Annotated in this window: 17 protein-coding genes; all 17 read left to right on the top strand. The window is 47.1% G+C overall.

Features of this window, described 5'->3' with window-relative positions; genetic code table 11:
• Window positions 1–310 precede the first annotated feature (310 nt).
• The 17 genes from BMX50_RS01870 (at window position 311) to BMX50_RS01950 (ending at window position 16,047) form a co-directional block, all read left to right on the top strand.
• Entirely contained in the window at window positions 311–721 is a 411-nt protein-coding gene (locus BMX50_RS01870; RefSeq protein WP_091206860.1) for a hypothetical protein, read from the top strand.
• Window positions 722–941: 220 nt separating this feature from the next.
• Window positions 942–1,184, top strand: coding sequence for a hypothetical protein (locus BMX50_RS01875; protein ID WP_091206863.1), 243 nt, complete (start codon window positions 942–944; stop codon window positions 1,182–1,184).
• A gap of 27 nt (window positions 1,185–1,211) precedes the next feature.
• On the top strand, window positions 1,212–1,430 hold the full coding sequence (locus tag BMX50_RS01880; RefSeq protein WP_091206865.1) for a hypothetical protein: 219 nt from the start codon (window positions 1,212–1,214) through the stop codon (window positions 1,428–1,430).
• 97 nt (window positions 1,431–1,527) lie between these two features.
• The gene (locus BMX50_RS01885; protein ID WP_091206868.1) at window positions 1,528–2,160 is read left to right on the top strand and encodes a hypothetical protein; all 633 of its coding nucleotides are present in this window, start codon (window positions 1,528–1,530) and stop codon (window positions 2,158–2,160) included.
• Complete coding sequence (locus tag BMX50_RS01890) at window positions 2,157–2,813, top strand: hypothetical protein (protein ID WP_091206871.1); 657 nt, start codon at window positions 2,157–2,159, stop codon at window positions 2,811–2,813. The genes BMX50_RS01885 and BMX50_RS01890 overlap by 4 nt, the downstream gene beginning before the upstream one ends.
• On the top strand, window positions 2,803–4,440 hold the full coding sequence (locus BMX50_RS01895) for a hypothetical protein (RefSeq protein ID WP_091206875.1): 1,638 nt from the start codon (window positions 2,803–2,805) through the stop codon (window positions 4,438–4,440). Before BMX50_RS01890 ends, BMX50_RS01895 begins: the two co-directional genes overlap by 11 nt.
• A gap of 210 nt (window positions 4,441–4,650) precedes the next feature.
• Window positions 4,651–4,950 carry a hypothetical protein gene (locus BMX50_RS01900; RefSeq protein ID WP_244280810.1) on the top strand — a complete coding sequence of 100 codons (300 nt, stop codon included), beginning with the start codon at window positions 4,651–4,653 and terminating at the stop codon, window positions 4,948–4,950.
• Window positions 4,950–6,368, top strand: coding sequence for a hypothetical protein (locus BMX50_RS01905; RefSeq protein ID WP_091206878.1), 1,419 nt, complete (start codon window positions 4,950–4,952; stop codon window positions 6,366–6,368). Before BMX50_RS01900 ends, BMX50_RS01905 begins: the two co-directional genes overlap by 1 nt.
• Window positions 6,329–7,300, top strand: a complete 972-nt coding sequence (locus BMX50_RS01910) for a DUF6712 family protein (RefSeq protein WP_091206881.1) — start codon at window positions 6,329–6,331, stop codon at window positions 7,298–7,300. Before BMX50_RS01905 ends, BMX50_RS01910 begins: the two co-directional genes overlap by 40 nt.
• A complete protein-coding gene (locus tag BMX50_RS01915) occupies window positions 7,297–7,509 on the top strand; it encodes a hypothetical protein (RefSeq protein WP_091206884.1) in 213 nt (70 codons plus the stop codon). The genes BMX50_RS01910 and BMX50_RS01915 overlap by 4 nt, the downstream gene beginning before the upstream one ends.
• 3 nt (window positions 7,510–7,512) lie before the next feature.
• On the top strand, window positions 7,513–7,761 hold the full coding sequence (locus BMX50_RS01920) for a hypothetical protein (protein WP_091206887.1): 249 nt from the start codon (window positions 7,513–7,515) through the stop codon (window positions 7,759–7,761).
• Window positions 7,762–7,870: 109 nt separating this feature from the next.
• On the top strand, window positions 7,871–8,641 hold the full coding sequence (locus BMX50_RS01925) for a hypothetical protein (RefSeq protein ID WP_091206889.1): 771 nt from the start codon (window positions 7,871–7,873) through the stop codon (window positions 8,639–8,641).
• Entirely contained in the window at window positions 8,638–9,165 is a 528-nt protein-coding gene (locus BMX50_RS01930; protein WP_091206892.1) for a hypothetical protein, read from the top strand. The genes BMX50_RS01925 and BMX50_RS01930 overlap by 4 nt, the downstream gene beginning before the upstream one ends.
• A gap of 8 nt (window positions 9,166–9,173) precedes the next feature.
• A complete protein-coding gene (locus tag BMX50_RS01935) occupies window positions 9,174–10,793 on the top strand; it encodes a hypothetical protein (protein ID WP_091206894.1) in 1,620 nt (539 codons plus the stop codon).
• A gap of 2 nt (window positions 10,794–10,795) precedes the next feature.
• Window positions 10,796–13,630 (top strand): SGNH/GDSL hydrolase family protein, encoded by a 2,835-nt coding sequence (locus tag BMX50_RS01940; protein WP_091206897.1) that lies wholly within the window; start codon window positions 10,796–10,798, stop codon window positions 13,628–13,630.
• A 4-nt stretch (window positions 13,631–13,634) separates the two neighbouring features.
• Window positions 13,635–15,647 carry a hypothetical protein gene (locus tag BMX50_RS01945; protein ID WP_091206899.1) on the top strand — a complete coding sequence of 671 codons (2,013 nt, stop codon included), beginning with the start codon at window positions 13,635–13,637 and terminating at the stop codon, window positions 15,645–15,647.
• Between the two features lie 4 nt (window positions 15,648–15,651).
• Window positions 15,652–16,047, top strand: coding sequence for a hypothetical protein (locus BMX50_RS01950; protein WP_091206903.1), 396 nt, complete (start codon window positions 15,652–15,654; stop codon window positions 16,045–16,047).

A 16,047-nucleotide genomic window follows, 5' to 3' on the forward strand; every position in this document is an offset into this window, starting at 1 on the left:
GATTGTTAATTAGGGGAGACCCGGCGCGAGGCCGGGTTTTTTGTTTTTGTGAGATTTTGTGTAGGTTTAGGGAAATAAACCTGATCATGAGATTTAGCCTTATCTTTTTTTGCCTGCTGATTTCCTTTTTTACCGATGGGCAAACCCGAAAGAAGCATTGGCCGGTGTGTCGTGGGGCTATTCACTGCCACGCTTGTAAAAACTGCAAATATTGTAAGCATTGCGCTAAAAACGGCGGTAGCTGCGGTGTCTGTAACAGACCTCTGAAGGACGTTAATGACCGGGATTCAAGCATATTTAATAAATAAACATGAAAAAAATTTACATTTTGGTTTCAGCAGCTTTGACTTTAATGTTTTCTTGTCAAAAACAGTCGATACCGATAAAGCATAAGCTTTTGTACGTTGATTCTACCACTGTTAAGATTATTTTAACAGACGATTTACCTGGATATTTTAATGAGGTGGTTTTGTTTGAAGATTTAAAAATTGTTAAAAACATACCGGGATGGGCCGACTTAAAAAAAGGTGATACTGTTTTTATAAAGTATAATTTTAAGCAGAAAACACCATACTCGTTTATAGTAAGCAAGTTAGGGCGCGATGATAGTTTTTCTATGGATAATGATTTTTGGCTTGACTTTAAGGGAGATAGTATAATTCACAATCCACCTTTTATCAAATATCAGCAAGATACTACTCACAAAAGTGTAACCTATTAATATCCCACTTTTATAGTATTGCGTAGCCGGCATAGCCCGGCTATTTTTGTTCTTGTTAATATCAATAATGTTTCGCACGTTTGTAATGCGAATCACGTTGGAGAAATCCAGCAAAACATTTTATTAACAATATACCCAGGCAAGCAGTTGCAAGTGCTGTACTTTTCCGGTCTCCGGCGTGGTTCGCAGTGACCTGGGCTATAATTAGTTTTTTTGAATTATGCGAACCACGAAAAAACAAACACAGGAAGAAATAGCAACAGATTTGCTATGGAACGAAGTAATGAGGTTCAGGCAGATGGCCGATCCCTTACTAACCATTGATTACATAACCGAGCTGATGGTGGAGCACCAAAAGCGCGACGGCTATTTTAGCCCCGATGAGTGGCAAAACTTTTATAACCTCATCCGCCTGCTAACGCAGATAGCCAAAATGAATGATAATTTGAAAATTGTTGCGTAGGTTTAACCTTTATTTAAAACTTATTTTATGGCTATATTACCGAATGGTGTTACTGTTACTTTGAAAGTAACCGAAATTGAAAACACGGAAGAGTACAGCATTACAGATAGATTTTTAGAGGATGATGGAATTCAGTGCCGATGGTATGTTGTTAATAAAAAAGGGGAAATACTTAATAATAACGCGATGTTTTATAGTGATGCAAAATTGCTTTGCGAATTAGCTAACTATAAACATACGCATTAATTAATTCATGCATCAACTAACTATCAAGCCCGGCCAAAACCGGGCTTTTTCTTTCCCTGTCCTTTTTTACAGCGCATAAATAAGGGTGTTTTGTACCATGCAGGCAATAGCCAACTGGTTACAAAACGGCACTTATGATGATGGTGTGCGGCTTTATGAGCAGCACGGCAGCAATGCGTTTTTAAAGCAAAAATTTAAACTCGGAGGCGCTAACGCCTATAATGTTACTAAGCTGCGCGAGGAACTGGTTAGGTTAGCTGAAAGCGTAACGCCGAAAGCCGAAAGCCAGCCATTACCCACCACTGAGCCGGTTAAAAAACCATCCGCGCAACCGAAGCCTGAGCAGGCTAAAAAGTACCTTCAGCTTACTAATAAAAAACAAAAGCTGTACCAATTGCTGGGCATGCTCATGGAGCAAAAGCATTACCTGCCCGAGGGCGAGGAACTTCGGCAGTGCGCTGCAAAAATCCTCACGACTCATCAACAAATTACCGAAACATGGGCCGCTATTGATTATTACCAGGAGCACCAATGCTTCCCGGATGATGAGGTAAAACCCAAAGAAACCCTCGAACCAAAAAAGGAAATGCAATTGCTCAGGCAAACCATCAGCAAGGCGAAAGCGCGCTTGGCTTCGCCATCATGCCGTAACCGCGAGCAAACACAGCAATTACTCACCAACAGCCAAACCCGCCTTGCCGAACTGGTTGCCAATAAGCGGAAGAAATGAGTTTGGGCAAGATGATCAAATCGAGCGATGTGAAGGGCGATACACCTTATGATATCATCCTGCGCGCCTGGCTGGATCATAAAACCGCCGACTTACCTGCGCAGCTTGCCGGGATGCTCATCCGCTGGCAAAAGGTTGATGTGCTCATCAGGCAGGGGGAGATAGTTTCGGCCGCCGATGCTGATGGAACTATTAAGCAGGTGCGCAAACGGTTCAACTTTAGCGGCCTGGTTGAATGGATCAGGCAGGAATACCGTGTATCTGCCCGTACTGCTTATGAAGATATCCGCAATGCCAAACGCTTCTTTTTAAGCTGTGAAGGTCGCGAAGATGTAGAGTACTCACGCGGCGTGATGATCGAATGGGGCGAAAACATGATGCATAGCGCATTTGAGGCGGGTGATTTTGATGCGGCAAGTAAGTTTTTTAAAGAGCTGAACAAAATTAAAGGTCTGCACGAACAGCGTGTAGATGTGCCCGATTATAGCGAGTTTGTGCCTCCGACATTTACCATTGTCGCCGATCCGACGGAATTGGGCTTCGAAAAGATTGATAACCCGGATGAGGTAGTTGCCCGGATACTTAACGAAAAGCGGGCCGGGTTCATTGATTCGGAAGCCGAAGACGCGGAGGTCATGCCCGATGGTGAGTGAAGCGCGTAAAATATGGCTCAACAAACCGCAGCGCATTGCCGATTTGGTTGATGCGCATGAACATTACCATGTTTGGGCCCGTGGTACAGGCAAAACTGAGGGCCCAATTGCCAGGCGATCAATAAAAAGCCAAAACGCAATGCCCAAAGGCGCTACCGGCATGGTATCAGCAACGTACATGCAAGCGCTCACCCGTACCTTGCCTCCGCTTGAAAAGGCATGGCAGCAGTACGGGTACATGCCGGGCGTTCATTACTGGGCTTTCCAGTTTCCGCCTAAAAACCTGAAGATCCCACGCGCAATTTATCACCCTCGATCACCCGAGCACAGCATTTTTTGGTGGAACGGCCATGTACGCCATTTAATGAGCCTCGACAGGCCGGGCCTTGCCAATGGTAAAACCGTAGATGCTATTGATGGAGACGAAGCCCGCTTCCTTAACTACACGCGCTACCTGGATGACATTGCGCCAACCAACCGCGGTAACCGGGAAATATTCGGCCATTTGGCCTGCCATCACCAGGTAACCTTTTGTACGGATATGCCTGCCGATCAGTCGGGCAAGTGGATACTCGATAAGGAAAAGGAAATGAACAGATCTGCCATAACGCAGATCATTAACATACAGCTGGCGTACAATAATTTGGAGTTGGAGTTCGGCCATCCGCGAACATCACAACCTCGCCGCCAATACCTCGCCCGCAAAATGCGTGATTATGCTACGGTATTGAATGAGCTGCGAAAAGGAACTGTATTTTACAGCGAAGCTACCAGCCTGGATAATATCGAGGTGCTGGGTGAAGAGCAATTCCGTCAATGGAAACGCGAAATGAAACCCGCCGTTTACGAAAGGGCAATCCTTAATAAGCGCATCATTCAGGTAGAAAAAGGCTTTTATCCTCAGCTCGACCTCGATCGCCACACCTACGATGCCTATGATTATGGATTTATCGATAACAACATCATCCTAACCAGGCAGCCTGACTTTGCCCCGGACAGCCGTTTCGATGCCGATGTAAACAAGACTAAGCCGCTTGATATAGCCTTTGATTGTAACGGTTACTTCAACTGTTGCACCATCGGGCAGGAACATACTAAAGAGTATCGTGTGCTTAATGCGTTCTACGTTAAGGATGAGGAGCGGTTAGAGGAACTATGTCAAAAGGTTATTGCATACTACCGTTTCCACCCAACCAAAGTACTTAACCTGTATTATGATCACACCTTTGTTGGTACCGATAGCAGCCGGGTATTCAGCTATGCCGATATGATTAACCGTGCATTCACCGCTAAAGGATGGAAAGTAAACATGTTATACATCGGCCAACAGCCTAAGCATGATACCAGGTACCGCATGTGGGGAGCTGTGCTTAAGGAAGATGATAGGCGCGTGGTAAGGGTGCGCTTCAACAAAAGCAACTGTGCTCAACTGCTCATCGCGCTTCAGCGTGCGGCAGTGCGCCAGGGTAACAAGGGCTTCGAAAAAGATAAGCGTGATGAAAGCAGGATACACACCGTGCCTCCTGAAGAGGCTACACACTTCACAGATGCCTTTGATACGCTGTACATAGGTAAGTTTAAGCACCAGGTAGGCTACTCAATGCCCGTCACAGACCTGCTGATGTAGGAGCGGGGATGATATCGCATTTTTTTAGCATTTTCTTTCCATCGAGGGATAGTGTGTGCCGTGCTCAATCGCGCGAAAATGTAACTCAAAAAAGCCTTTTTACTTGCTAAGTCAAACGCAGTCAAAAAATTACATCAAAAATCACTGCAATTAACTGTGTTGCTTTTCGCTGTCCTTTATTTCCGTGTATACAATAAGAACTTTTGTACTATGGAATTAATTCGGGTACAGGAAATGCTTGCTGTTATGGATTTGAAAGGCGAAGACGGCCTGCCAATCCCCTGTAACTTCCGTTTCATCGACTGCAACCTGAAGAAAGGTACTGGCGGAAAACGTATCACGGTTAAAAACGTGGTTATCGTTGGCGGCGTTAGTAGCGACAGTACTCAGCGCAACCCTAACCACTTCCAAAACTACACTCGTAATTTCCGATCAATCTATAATAACGAGATCCGCAAGTTTCACCCCTTGCTGGTTGAAGAGTTCAACAATATGAGGGTAGTATTATAATGGCCAACAGAACAGAAATACTATTCAGCGAAGAAGTTGCCTATTTGCCATCGGTAGGCGCGGCGGTTTATACTGGCTCAACCGCTCGGGTTGGAAAGCGGACACCGTCATCAAATACTCCGGCTGTTGCTGCCACCTCGCCGCAAATATTCAGCCTGCTTAATGTTCAGGATGTAGCATACTGGGGGGATAACAACATGTTCCCACAGGACATCATTGCCCTTGCCGAGAAAAGTACCGAACTCCCTGCGCTGCTCGACTGGAAAGCACGTGCCGCCCAGGGTGCTTTGGTGCTGCCATATGAGAGGGTATATAACGCGGAAACAAAGGCATGGGATGAACAGCCCATCACCGACCCCGATATCATGGCGTTTTTCCTTTCGGAAAACCTCAAACGCTATTACCGGGAAGCCTATACAGATTTTTACTGGTTTTGGAATATCTTTCCCGACCTCATCAAAAATGAAGAGGGCGATAAAATTGTTTACATCGGTACCCACGATGCCAGTTGGTGCCGTTGGTACAAATCAGACGCGAACGGGATCATCAATAAAATGGCTTTGGCCTCAACCTGGGGCAATGGCATCTACGATAAAAATGGGCCTTACGGTATGGAGTTACCTGTTGTAAATATTTACGACTGGAACCTGATCGAAAACCTGCAAAATAACAAGGCTGTTAAGCGCTTCGTGTATCCCGTTTCATACCCATCACCAGGCAAAGCATATTACCAGCTTGCGCCATGGGATGGCATCCGTACTTCGGGGTGGCTTGCGCTCGCTTCCAAAATTCCGGTGTTTAAAGAGGCTATCATGAATAACCAAATGAATATTAAATATTTGGTTCGTATTCCCACTAATTACTGGCCTGCTGTATATCCCGATTGGGAAACCTATACGCAGGAAGAAAAAACCGCTAAGAAGCGCGAAACGCTCGACCTCATCAATAAAAAACTTACCGGCGTAGAAAATGCCGGCAAATCAATCCTTAATGAAGTAGGTTACGATGTTAATGGCGAAAAGTTGCCAGGCTGGGACATTGAGGTTATCGAAGATAAGCTAAAGGACGGCGCATACATCGAAGATTCACAGGAAGCAAGCGCCCACCTTTTGCGCGCGCTCGGGCTGGATGGTACTTTGGTAGGGCAGGGCCCCGGTCGCAATCTTAACGCGGGCGGCGGATCTGATAAGCTCATTGCCTTTAATATGTACGTTGCCCTGCTCGGGCCGCAACGCCAGGTAGTTGATGAGCCGGTTTACTTCGCCTGCCGGTACAATGGTTACTATGAGCGCCACCCGTTCTTTTTTATCAAAACAATTGAGGCCGCACCGCAGGCACTTGATACATCACGCAAGGTTTCAACATCAGTTCAACAACAATGGCCAGCCAAAGACTCATCAACAGCACCAGCGAATTAAAAAGCGTGATGGGTGCGGTAGATACCGACCTGTACTTCGATGCCATCCAGTCGTTTGTGGATGATGCCGAAACCAATCACGTTATCCCCGCCATCGGCTATGGATTGCACGACCGCTTGCGCGAAACCGGGCTTACCGATAAAGAAACCCGTGCGCTTACCATGCTGCAAAAAGCGGTTGCCAACTTCGCCATTCATTACTATGTGGCGTTCGGCAGCGTTAGGATCAATGAAACCGGGATCATCGTTAAAAAAGATAGCAACTACCTGCCGGCCTCCGATAAAAAAACGTACCAGCTGCGCACCCAAAGCCGTGCCGATGGTTTCCGGGCGCTGGAAGCTGCTGTAACCTATCTTGAACTTAACCAGGCCGACTTCGGCGCTTACACCGCCGATGCCGCCCACCTCAAAAACCGCAGCCTGTATACCAACACTACCGAAGAGTTTTCGCAGGGCTTTGATATTAATGGCAACGCTGAGTTGTTTTACCGCCTGCGCTCGGTGATCCAAACCGTTGAGCAAAATTATATTGATAACCTGTTGGGCGATACCCTCAGCTCGGCTTTGCGCGCCGCTGTACTTGCCGGCAGTACTACTACAGATCAAAAGCAATTGCTGCAACGCATCGCCAAATCAACGGCCTTGCTCACCATTGCCGAGGCCATCCCTTACCGCCTGGTAAACTTTGATAGTTCAGGACTGGTAACCGATACCCTTAAGGGAAATATCGAAAATGTAGAAGTATCAACCGAGGGCGATATGAAGCGCTTACAGGGCATCATGAATGTAACGCTTAATAAAGGCCTGTCGCAACTGGCATCTCTCACGAAATGGCTAAACAATAACGCTTTGTTGTTCGCGGGCTATGTGGCGGCCGATCTATCAACCGCCAGTAAGCTCAATGATGATGAAAGGGGGATTTACTTTATATGAAAAAAATAAAATCAAAACCATTGGTACGCAACTGGAAAACTACCGTTGGCGGCATCCTCACCATTGCCGCGCCAATTATTGAAAGCTTCCTGAGTGATAAGATCAACTGGCAAATGGCAGTACCGCAGCTTATTACCGGCGTGGCTTTATTGTGCGCCAAAGACTTTAACGTAACCGGCGATCCGCCCAAAACCATTACACCCGAATAAACCATGACCACTTTTGAACACCGGGAAATCCGGGGAATTACCATTAAAAACATGATCGTTACGGTTGCCAGCACGGCCAGTATCGTGATATCGGTTATGACAACATATTTCCAGTTGAAGGGAGATATACAGGATGTACGGTCTAACCAAGAAACGCAAACCCGTGTTAACGAGATCCGCCTGAAAACACTGGAAGCCCAGGTACAGCTATTAAGTACCGAAGTGGAGCAACTTAAGCACGAGAAGCATTAGCACTGTTTTCGGCATCTGCAATGTCAAAAAGATCGCAAACGCATAGCGCTATAGTTAAAATGATGGTAGCTATCATAACTAAAAAGCAACAAAAACCCGGCCAATAAACATGAACGCCATATCATTCACCCATCGCAAAAAACGCATCGATTGTACCGCGCCATCGGTATGGAATGAGGTTACGCCGCGCCAGCTAATGTTATGGGTGTTCAACGCCTACCGGGAAACCTCCGACGAAGAAAAGCTGGAACTGGCCGTGCCGATATTTTACGGCATCAAGCCGAGCATATTTAAGGACATGAAGCCCTGGCAGCGCATTCAAATTGCGCCATCGCTGCGCATGCTGATCAAAGAAAACCGCTTAAACCGCTGGGTGATTAAATCTTTCAGCCTGTTTTTTAAACGCTATCACGGCCCTGCCGATAAGCTGGCAAACCTCACGGCTCACGAGTTTTTCAACGTTTGCGAACCCCTTTACTGGCAGTTCAAACAAACCGGCGATAATGATACCCTTAATGCCCTGTGTGCCGTGCTTTACCGACCAAAACGAAGCGGAATAATTGATGATGATATCCGCGAAGATGTTACCGATGCCGGCATTGCCAAAAGGCAGCAAAAATTCAAACGACTGAGCAAAGCGTTTAAACTGGCTATTGCTTTCAATTACGAAGGTTGCCGCAATTACGTCGCCTCAACCCATTCAAAAGCTTTTGAGGGTAATAAAGGTAAAAGCAAAAAGCGTGGCGATGTTACGCTTTCGCTGGCAGGCGGCCCGCTTGGTGATCATGCCAGCACCAAAAAAACAAACCTGTACACCTTCCTTCTGCACCTGGTTAACCTTATTGAACAGGAAGAGGAATTTAAACGCAATAACCCATGATCACCGAAGCCCAGTATATAGCCTACTTTACAGGCCTTGCCCAAAAGCACAACCAAATCAGGCATGGGGTTGATGGCCGTACCGCTTTCTTTTTTATCCCGGTTGATATGGATTTAAAGGAGATAGATAACGCGATCCGGGCAACCAAAGCTACGCCCATGATGGCGCTTGATTCCATGAACGGCACTTTTAGCGACAATAATGGTACCCAAAGTCATCTGCAAACCATCAGCGGGCAGTTTACCATACTGGATAAAGCAGATCCGCGCGAGCAGGAAGATATCCGAGGCGTTCAGGATAAGTGTTTAGCCATCGGTTTGCAGGTTTGCGCCCGCATGCATAACGAGTTAAAAGGCAACCCGGCCAATCCAAATCTTGCAGGCGGTGCCCGTTTCGTGATCCATAACGTGCAATATGACCCGGTGGGCCCAATGGCGGGCAATCATTACGGTTATACCTTCCGCTACACAATAACCTGTCCTTTCGGTTTTACGGTCGATTCGGGAAATTGGCTTGATAAATAGCAGTCCCAATGTCCGTTACGCTGTATTCGCCGCTTCCTGTTATCGCATTCAGCAAAAATCCAATCGTTTTGCAGCTTATGAGCGACGACTACCTTACCACAGCGCCTGCGTTTTCGGTCAATACGGTTGAGTTTCCGGGTGCTGTTACCGATGGCTTACAGATCGGCCTTTCATGGAATGCGGGCAGCGCCAGTTTAACTGCGGCCACCACACCTGACATAAGCGGCAATCAGTTTCCAACCGGCGATGGCAGTAATGCTTATGTGGCTTCGCTTGTAGATTATTTTGAGGGGAATTATTTTATCGATCAGGCTTTTAAGGTATCTGTAAATACTTCAGGTGCTCACCCGAAACTTGTTTTTACCGCTAAAGTGGCGAGTACCGATTATGATATTACACCGGCGGCAAACCAGGCCGTAGCAACGCCCGGTACATCGGGTTCACAAAAGGCAAATTTCATGCACCATATCGAGGTATGGAAGTATAACCCATCCGGTGGCGACGTAAAAGTTTACGATGCTAATGTTTCTCTTGATGAGCCAAAAACGGGCATTACAACGCTTGATATCAGCGAATCGCTGCACTCATTTATGGGTTTTGACAGCCCGTCGTTAACCGGTAGTTACTGGCAGTTATGCTCAAAAAGCTGCTGGCAGTACTATGTAAAATATGCGCAGTTTTTTGGTGATGACCCTTCGGTTAAAAAACTCAATAAAACCGGGCTTCACACGGTAGTTTATGGAGGCTATAGCAATCTTGCCCTGCAACAGATCGCCGACAGGGTGAATTACCTGCAAACTTACCTGCTGCCTGATCCGTCGCTTTATGCTTATCAATGCTGGCTGGAAACATGGCCGGTTGACTATTTTTCTATAAAAACCAATCAGGCTCAATTCCTTTCGTTTGTCAATAATCTGTCCGCAACCGAAACACTTGCGGTTCAAGTTGATATTACCTACCAGGATAATACTTTACAAACCATATACTTAACCGGCGGCACAGTTTTATCCATGCAAAAAGTAGCGGTTGGCTGTGGTTATCAGCAACTGGGCCTTAATGGCTATGGTGTTTCGGGGAATAGGGCAGCCTCTTACATTGTTACACTGGTTAACGGCACAAGTCACGAAAGCCGGTCAAAGCCAAAGCGCTTTATTGTCGACCGCAATTATGAGCAATACACACGGTATTTTTTATATGCCGATAGCTGCGGCAACTTCAAAACGCTGCGCACTTTTGGCCGTTCTGAGCTTAGTTCGGATGCCGAATTTGATCTCACGGCCTTTCAGCCGGATATTGCCACGCTACCCGAATCGGGCAATTATCAAAACAGCAATATTAAAGCTGTTTTAAATGATAAAATAAACTCAGGTTATATCAGCGCCGGTGGGATATATGACGCTATTGTCGAGTTGCAGCTCAGCAAACAGGTTTTCCGTGTTTTCGGCAACAAGCTAACCCCGGTAGTAATGACCACCAAAAAATTTGATTTCCGAAAAGACGGTACCGGCTTTAGCGCCGCCGTGCTCGAATACAGGCTTGCGTATGATGAAGATCTGCACACCGCGGATAGCTATGCGCTGGCCATACCATCGCTTAACAATTCACAACAGGCTATAAATGATATTTAAAAATGGCAACAGGAGCAACATTTGATGAGTTAGATAAACGGTATTACCCGCAGGGCGAAACCTTTAACCGGCAGGAATCTATCGCGCTGGCCGCTTCGGCAACTTCGGGCGATTTGGGCGCTGCAACAACCTCAACTAATCCCGGTACTGTTGCTGCCGGTAAATCATATTCATTTTCATCGGCAGGCACCTACACCAATTTTAAAGATGCCTCAAACGCTGCCATTGTAATACCTGCACCGCCCGACGGCCAGGGCATCATGAACGGCAAACTGTACTTTAACGGAACTTATTGGACAGCATCATACAACCTGGTTACCCTTCCCGCTGTGCCGGGCGACATAGCCGGCAAAGTAACGCTGATGGATGCCGCATTTTCGGCCACTACGCCCAACAATAAAATAGCTGAGCAACTCACCGAATCCGGCAGCGCTTTTTCATTTGAAGCGCCAAGTTTCAGCGGGTGGGCTACCCAGGGTCCAACGGTGCAAAACTTTGATAACATAACGTTCAAAATTCGCCAGTATGACGCTTCATATCCCATTACCTCGCTTAAAGTGGTCATCCGCGAAAACAACACCACAGGCAGCGTACTATCTACAAAAACAGTAACCGGGCTCAGCTTTGTTACCGGCACTGCGCAAAACATCAATGTTATACTTGATGCCAACGTGCCAAACACCAATAACGTGCCGCTGTGGATTGGGATTAGCTGTAATGGGCGTTGCGGAAGGTACGGGAACGTGATCACCGGCACGGTAAATAAAGCTACCTACACTGCGGCGCTCAATGTCAATACAGAGCCGGCAACAGCGGGTGCCGAAAGTATCTTCTTTGGTTTTTGGATCCAGTTTTACAAGCAGGGTACGCCGGTATACAACGTAAAGCCCTCGGCAATCCCCTCATTGCCCGATGGATCCGTGTTATATGCAAAAACAGCTGTCGGCGATAAGCTGAAAATAAACATTGATCAGGCCGATAAGACCCTGACAGATCGTACCATAACAACCATCGTGGCCGAGCAGCTCACTCAGTCCGGATCGGTGCTTGATTTCAATACATCGTCGCCCTCTACTTCCTGGGCATCTCAATTGCCGGCAGCGCAAAATTTTAACGCCATCAAGTTCGGTATGGGCTGTGGGTATGTCGGAAACCCAGTAACCAGTATCAAGATCATCATCCGTGAAAACAATAGCAGCGGTACGGTACTGGTCACTAAAACGTTCACCGGGCTAACCATCACCACCGATAGCGTGATAAATGTGCTTACGTTGACTTTCGATGCTGTTATTCCCAACACAAACAACGTTCCGCTATGGGTTGAATACCTGACCAATGGCCGCTGTGGCTTCTTTGGTAATACAATCACTACGAGTACAAATAAACGATTGTTCGAAACCCATACAGATCTTACAACAGAGCCGGCTACTTTAACCAGCGATACTGTTGTGAAAGGTCTTTGGATGCAGCTATTGAACGTTTCGGTTGTGGGAGGATTCTCTACAGCAACTGAAAACTACATTAAAGGGCTTATACCATCATCAACACCAGCTTACGCATTCGAGTGTTTCATTAATCTGCAGTCGCAGCTGTATGTCATGCAAACGCAGGAAATGAATATTTACCTTAAGAATCTTGTCTACTGCAATATGCCGATGCGCGATATCGTCATCGACATTGTTTGTGCCAAGGGCAGGCAATATGCTGATTTCTGGAGATACACCCCCGATACTACCGAATCGGGCTCTTTTGTCCTGACTGTAAATGTTTATTACCGAAACGTGCTTTATACGGCGGCTTCAACAACAGTCAATATTGCAGCTGTTGGAAATGGAAATGCAACCCATAAAATAAACGAAATGGGTGATAGCACCGTTGCCTCTAACCAGGAGACAATAGAATTAAATAACCTGCAAAATGCATCGGGTAATCTTTTAAAGCTTACTCAAATCGGGACGTTAGGTGCCGGTTCAACAAAGCATGAAGGCCGTGGAGGTTACACTTTCGCATCATATTCAGGAGCCGGCACTGTCAACTATACTTTTAACGTGACCGGCGTAACCACCGCGCCGGCAATTGCAAGCGCCCTATATTCAAATAACGGCGCGGTATTCCTGGTACAAACTGTAAACCTTACCGGTGGTGCCGGCACAATCATCTGTACGCTCGCGTCGGGCACTGCTCCAGCCGCGTCAGGCACGCTCACTAAAACCAATGGCAGCGCCGGCGATGCTACGATCACATTTTCATCTGTAAGCAGTGCCGCGTCCAACCCGTACTATAAAGCTGCAACCGGCCTTTTCGACTATTCCTACTACCTGTCAAATAATGGCTTTACCATGGCTTCAGGCGATTGGTTTGTTATCCAGTTAGGTATAAACGATTTCAGGTTTGCAACGGATGATGCCAGCGTTAATGCCATGATCACGAGCTGCCTCGCTCAGCTCGATCAGATGATCGCAAGCTTTCAAAGCGCTGTACCTGGTGGCAAGTTCGGTTATGTGATGACGTTCGGCCCTGCTGGATCACAAGACGGCTTTGCGGCTACGTTTGCTTCAGGAACGCAACGAGACCGCGTCGTGCGCAATTTTGCCCTATGGCGTGCTGCTGTTATCGCTCACCTGGATACCTCGGCAAAACGAACTGCAGGTATCTACCTGATCCCGGCCAACCTTAACCTGGATACGGATAATAATTATCCTACTACCACCATTAACCTGAGCGCCCGGAATACAAGCCAGCAAATAACGGTGCTTAATGATGCCATTCACCCGGCTACTGCGGGATATCAGCAAATAGCTGACAGTATTTGGGCATTGATAAAATTCATCGGATAAAACAATGCTTTTACGTCTCCAACTCATCAGTACAGGCCAGTTTTTTGTAATGGCAGTTGATGGCGCGCTCACTATCGAAATAAACAGCACCATTTTTAATAACGAGGATGACTTTTTGGGCAGCCTGAGTTATTCCGGATCGCTGCCGCTTGAAGATAACCGCGCCCTCATAGCCAATGCGCATTTTATTGCCACTGCTGCAGGCCTGCGCGAGCTGGATGTACGCATGTGGCTGGGCAACCTGCCTTATAAGGTTACCCGCTTCCTGTTCACTATTGAGGATAAAACCATCGCTTACAATTTGCTTATTGATAAGGGTATTCTGGCTAAGGATATGTCAACCCGGATGATGAACCAACTGTATATTCCCGGCAGCTCGGGCATTATCGGTGCTTATGATGCCGAAACTTTTGGTGCCTTTATGCTCGATACTGCTACGGCGGCACCGGGCGTTTACCCCTTGGTATTTTTCCCAATCAAAAACGATGGTGCTTATAAAGAGATTGACCCGTCGCAATACGGAGATTACCCTGATATCGATTTCCCGGTGAGCAAATACATGAACGAGTGGCGCATCACAAGCGGCGTAGGTTCGTTTTTTGTAAACGCAGGCATTGACCCTAAAAGCCAAACGTTTTTGCCGTTTTTTAACCTGGTATATGTACTAAAGCAGGTTTTGGCCTTTTACGGTCTGTCGGCAACCGGTACCATGCTTAACGACCCGGATATAAAGCGGATCTTCATATACTCGCAGGTATCTATCGATGTATACATCGTGGCCGATTATCCCACCTATATGCCGGCTATCACGGTTACCGAATTTTTGAAAACCGTACGTAACCGGTTCGGCGCATTAATTGACCAGGATACCACCCGCAAAATTTGTTACGTTGAAAGCCTGCTGTATTTACAGGATTCGCCCGAAACGGTTGATTTGCGCGACAAACAGGTACTGGATTACCGCGAAATATCCGGGCAGGCCACGGGCTACACCATTACCCAGCCTGTTGATGATAAGGATGATGCTTTTAGCGATACCGATAAAAACAACCTGCCTAAAATGGTGATCGGCGACGGCCTTACCGAAATAACACTGGCCGACGTTGCAACCAAAATGATCAATGAGGATTCGCCCGCCACCGTTAGCGCCGCGCAATGGCGTATCCCGTACATGAAACAACCGGTACACGCGGTAGCGCCATTTACGCAGATACAGGCGCAGGAATATGCCGACCGCAATAACTTTAAACTGCGATTTCTGTATTATCACGGCATGCAGCATGACGCTGCCGGCTACACCTATCCCTATGGTAGTACTGATAATGTTGATCAGGCAGGCACGCAACTCACCAAATTCACGCTCTCGCTTACACCATCAGGCACCTCATACCAATCGTTACAGCAGAAATACACTTTCCTGAAAAACACCAAGCCTTTTGAGATGGGTTTCAGGCTCACCAAGGAAGAATTTTTGAACCTGTCGGTACATAAGCGCTACCTCATCCGAGATTTCAACAAGGCTACGATAAGTTGCATCCTGAGCAGCTTTACTGCTGATATTGCCGATGAGCAAACGGTTAAAGCCAAATTAACGCTGTACCCGGTTGTAAGGCCAAACAATACGGTGCAGATTGAGCCGCCGCCGCCCGATGTACCGGGCCCGGGCGAAGACAATGGCACCGTTTACGTGAAATTACAGCAGCGTAACATCGCATCTACCGACTTTCCTTTTCCGCCGCCGGGCTACCGTACCTATCATTGCGATTTATATGCCGTATTTTTTGAGGATGCGGCCGCCACTATTCCCAAAACGGTTGTCGGCTTGCCCGTACGGTACAATATTACCACCTATTACACAGGCGGCAGCGAAACTACTAACGGCACGGTTACCACCACCTGTAACGGCACCGAAACCGAGCTGCAACACGGCGCGCCAATCAGTTCAAACTCGGGTGGCCCATACACCGCATGGAGTTATAAGCTTATGCCGAGCGCCTATTACCATATTTTAACTTAATACCATGGCAGCAGTAAACGTGCAAACCATAAACATTAACGATGCTGTAAAAGGATGGGCCGAGGTAACTATCGACCGCTTTCACGAGGCGCTTGATAAATACGATATCGGCAGGCTTGACGGCGCCCTTTGGCAAAGCCTTGCTTATGAACTGGTGCAGGCAAACGGCGATATCGAGCGCGTGATCATCAAGTTTAAACAATACGGCCGCTACATTGATATGCGCGTGGGCAAAGGCAGGCCGATAGGCAACCGCAGGCGCAAAAAAAGCCCATGGTATAGCAAAACCAAAACCCGCGAAGCCGGTATCCTGCGCCTCATATTGATGCGAGATTTTGGCGTAAACTGGTTGGCAGAAGTCGAAGGCGAATTTAATGGCACAGAAATATTAATTCCTTAA

The organism is Mucilaginibacter gossypiicola (assembly GCF_900110105.1).
In the GTDB taxonomy this organism is placed as follows: Bacteria; Bacteroidota; Bacteroidia; order Sphingobacteriales; family Sphingobacteriaceae; genus Mucilaginibacter; species Mucilaginibacter gossypiicola.

What these genes read in the sequence shown, in the direction of transcription:
- BMX50_RS01870 (WP_091206860.1), top strand. Translation starts at nt 311, where the DNA reads ATGAAAAAAATTTACATTTTGGTTTCAGCAGCTTTGACTTTAATGTTT.
- BMX50_RS01875 (WP_091206863.1), top strand. Translation starts at nt 942, where the DNA reads ATGCGAACCACGAAAAAACAAACACAGGAAGAAATAGCAACAGATTTG.
- BMX50_RS01880 (WP_091206865.1), top strand. Translation starts at nt 1,212, where the DNA reads ATGGCTATATTACCGAATGGTGTTACTGTTACTTTGAAAGTAACCGAA.
- BMX50_RS01885 (WP_091206868.1), top strand. Translation starts at nt 1,528, where the DNA reads ATGCAGGCAATAGCCAACTGGTTACAAAACGGCACTTATGATGATGGT.
- BMX50_RS01890 (WP_091206871.1), top strand. Translation starts at nt 2,157, where the DNA reads ATGAGTTTGGGCAAGATGATCAAATCGAGCGATGTGAAGGGCGATACA.
- BMX50_RS01895 (WP_091206875.1), top strand. Translation starts at nt 2,803, where the DNA reads ATGGTGAGTGAAGCGCGTAAAATATGGCTCAACAAACCGCAGCGCATT.
- BMX50_RS01900 (WP_244280810.1), top strand. Translation starts at nt 4,651, where the DNA reads ATGGAATTAATTCGGGTACAGGAAATGCTTGCTGTTATGGATTTGAAA.
- BMX50_RS01905 (WP_091206878.1), top strand. Translation starts at nt 4,950, where the DNA reads ATGGCCAACAGAACAGAAATACTATTCAGCGAAGAAGTTGCCTATTTG.
- BMX50_RS01910 (WP_091206881.1), top strand. Translation starts at nt 6,329, where the DNA reads ATGGCCAGCCAAAGACTCATCAACAGCACCAGCGAATTAAAAAGCGTG.
- BMX50_RS01915 (WP_091206884.1), top strand. Translation starts at nt 7,297, where the DNA reads ATGAAAAAAATAAAATCAAAACCATTGGTACGCAACTGGAAAACTACC.
- BMX50_RS01920 (WP_091206887.1), top strand. Translation starts at nt 7,513, where the DNA reads ATGACCACTTTTGAACACCGGGAAATCCGGGGAATTACCATTAAAAAC.
- BMX50_RS01925 (WP_091206889.1), top strand. Translation starts at nt 7,871, where the DNA reads ATGAACGCCATATCATTCACCCATCGCAAAAAACGCATCGATTGTACC.
- BMX50_RS01930 (WP_091206892.1), top strand. Translation starts at nt 8,638, where the DNA reads ATGATCACCGAAGCCCAGTATATAGCCTACTTTACAGGCCTTGCCCAA.
- BMX50_RS01935 (WP_091206894.1), top strand. Translation starts at nt 9,174, where the DNA reads ATGTCCGTTACGCTGTATTCGCCGCTTCCTGTTATCGCATTCAGCAAA.
- BMX50_RS01940 (WP_091206897.1), top strand. Translation starts at nt 10,796, where the DNA reads ATGGCAACAGGAGCAACATTTGATGAGTTAGATAAACGGTATTACCCG.
- BMX50_RS01945 (WP_091206899.1), top strand. Translation starts at nt 13,635, where the DNA reads ATGCTTTTACGTCTCCAACTCATCAGTACAGGCCAGTTTTTTGTAATG.
- BMX50_RS01950 (WP_091206903.1), top strand. Translation starts at nt 15,652, where the DNA reads ATGGCAGCAGTAAACGTGCAAACCATAAACATTAACGATGCTGTAAAA.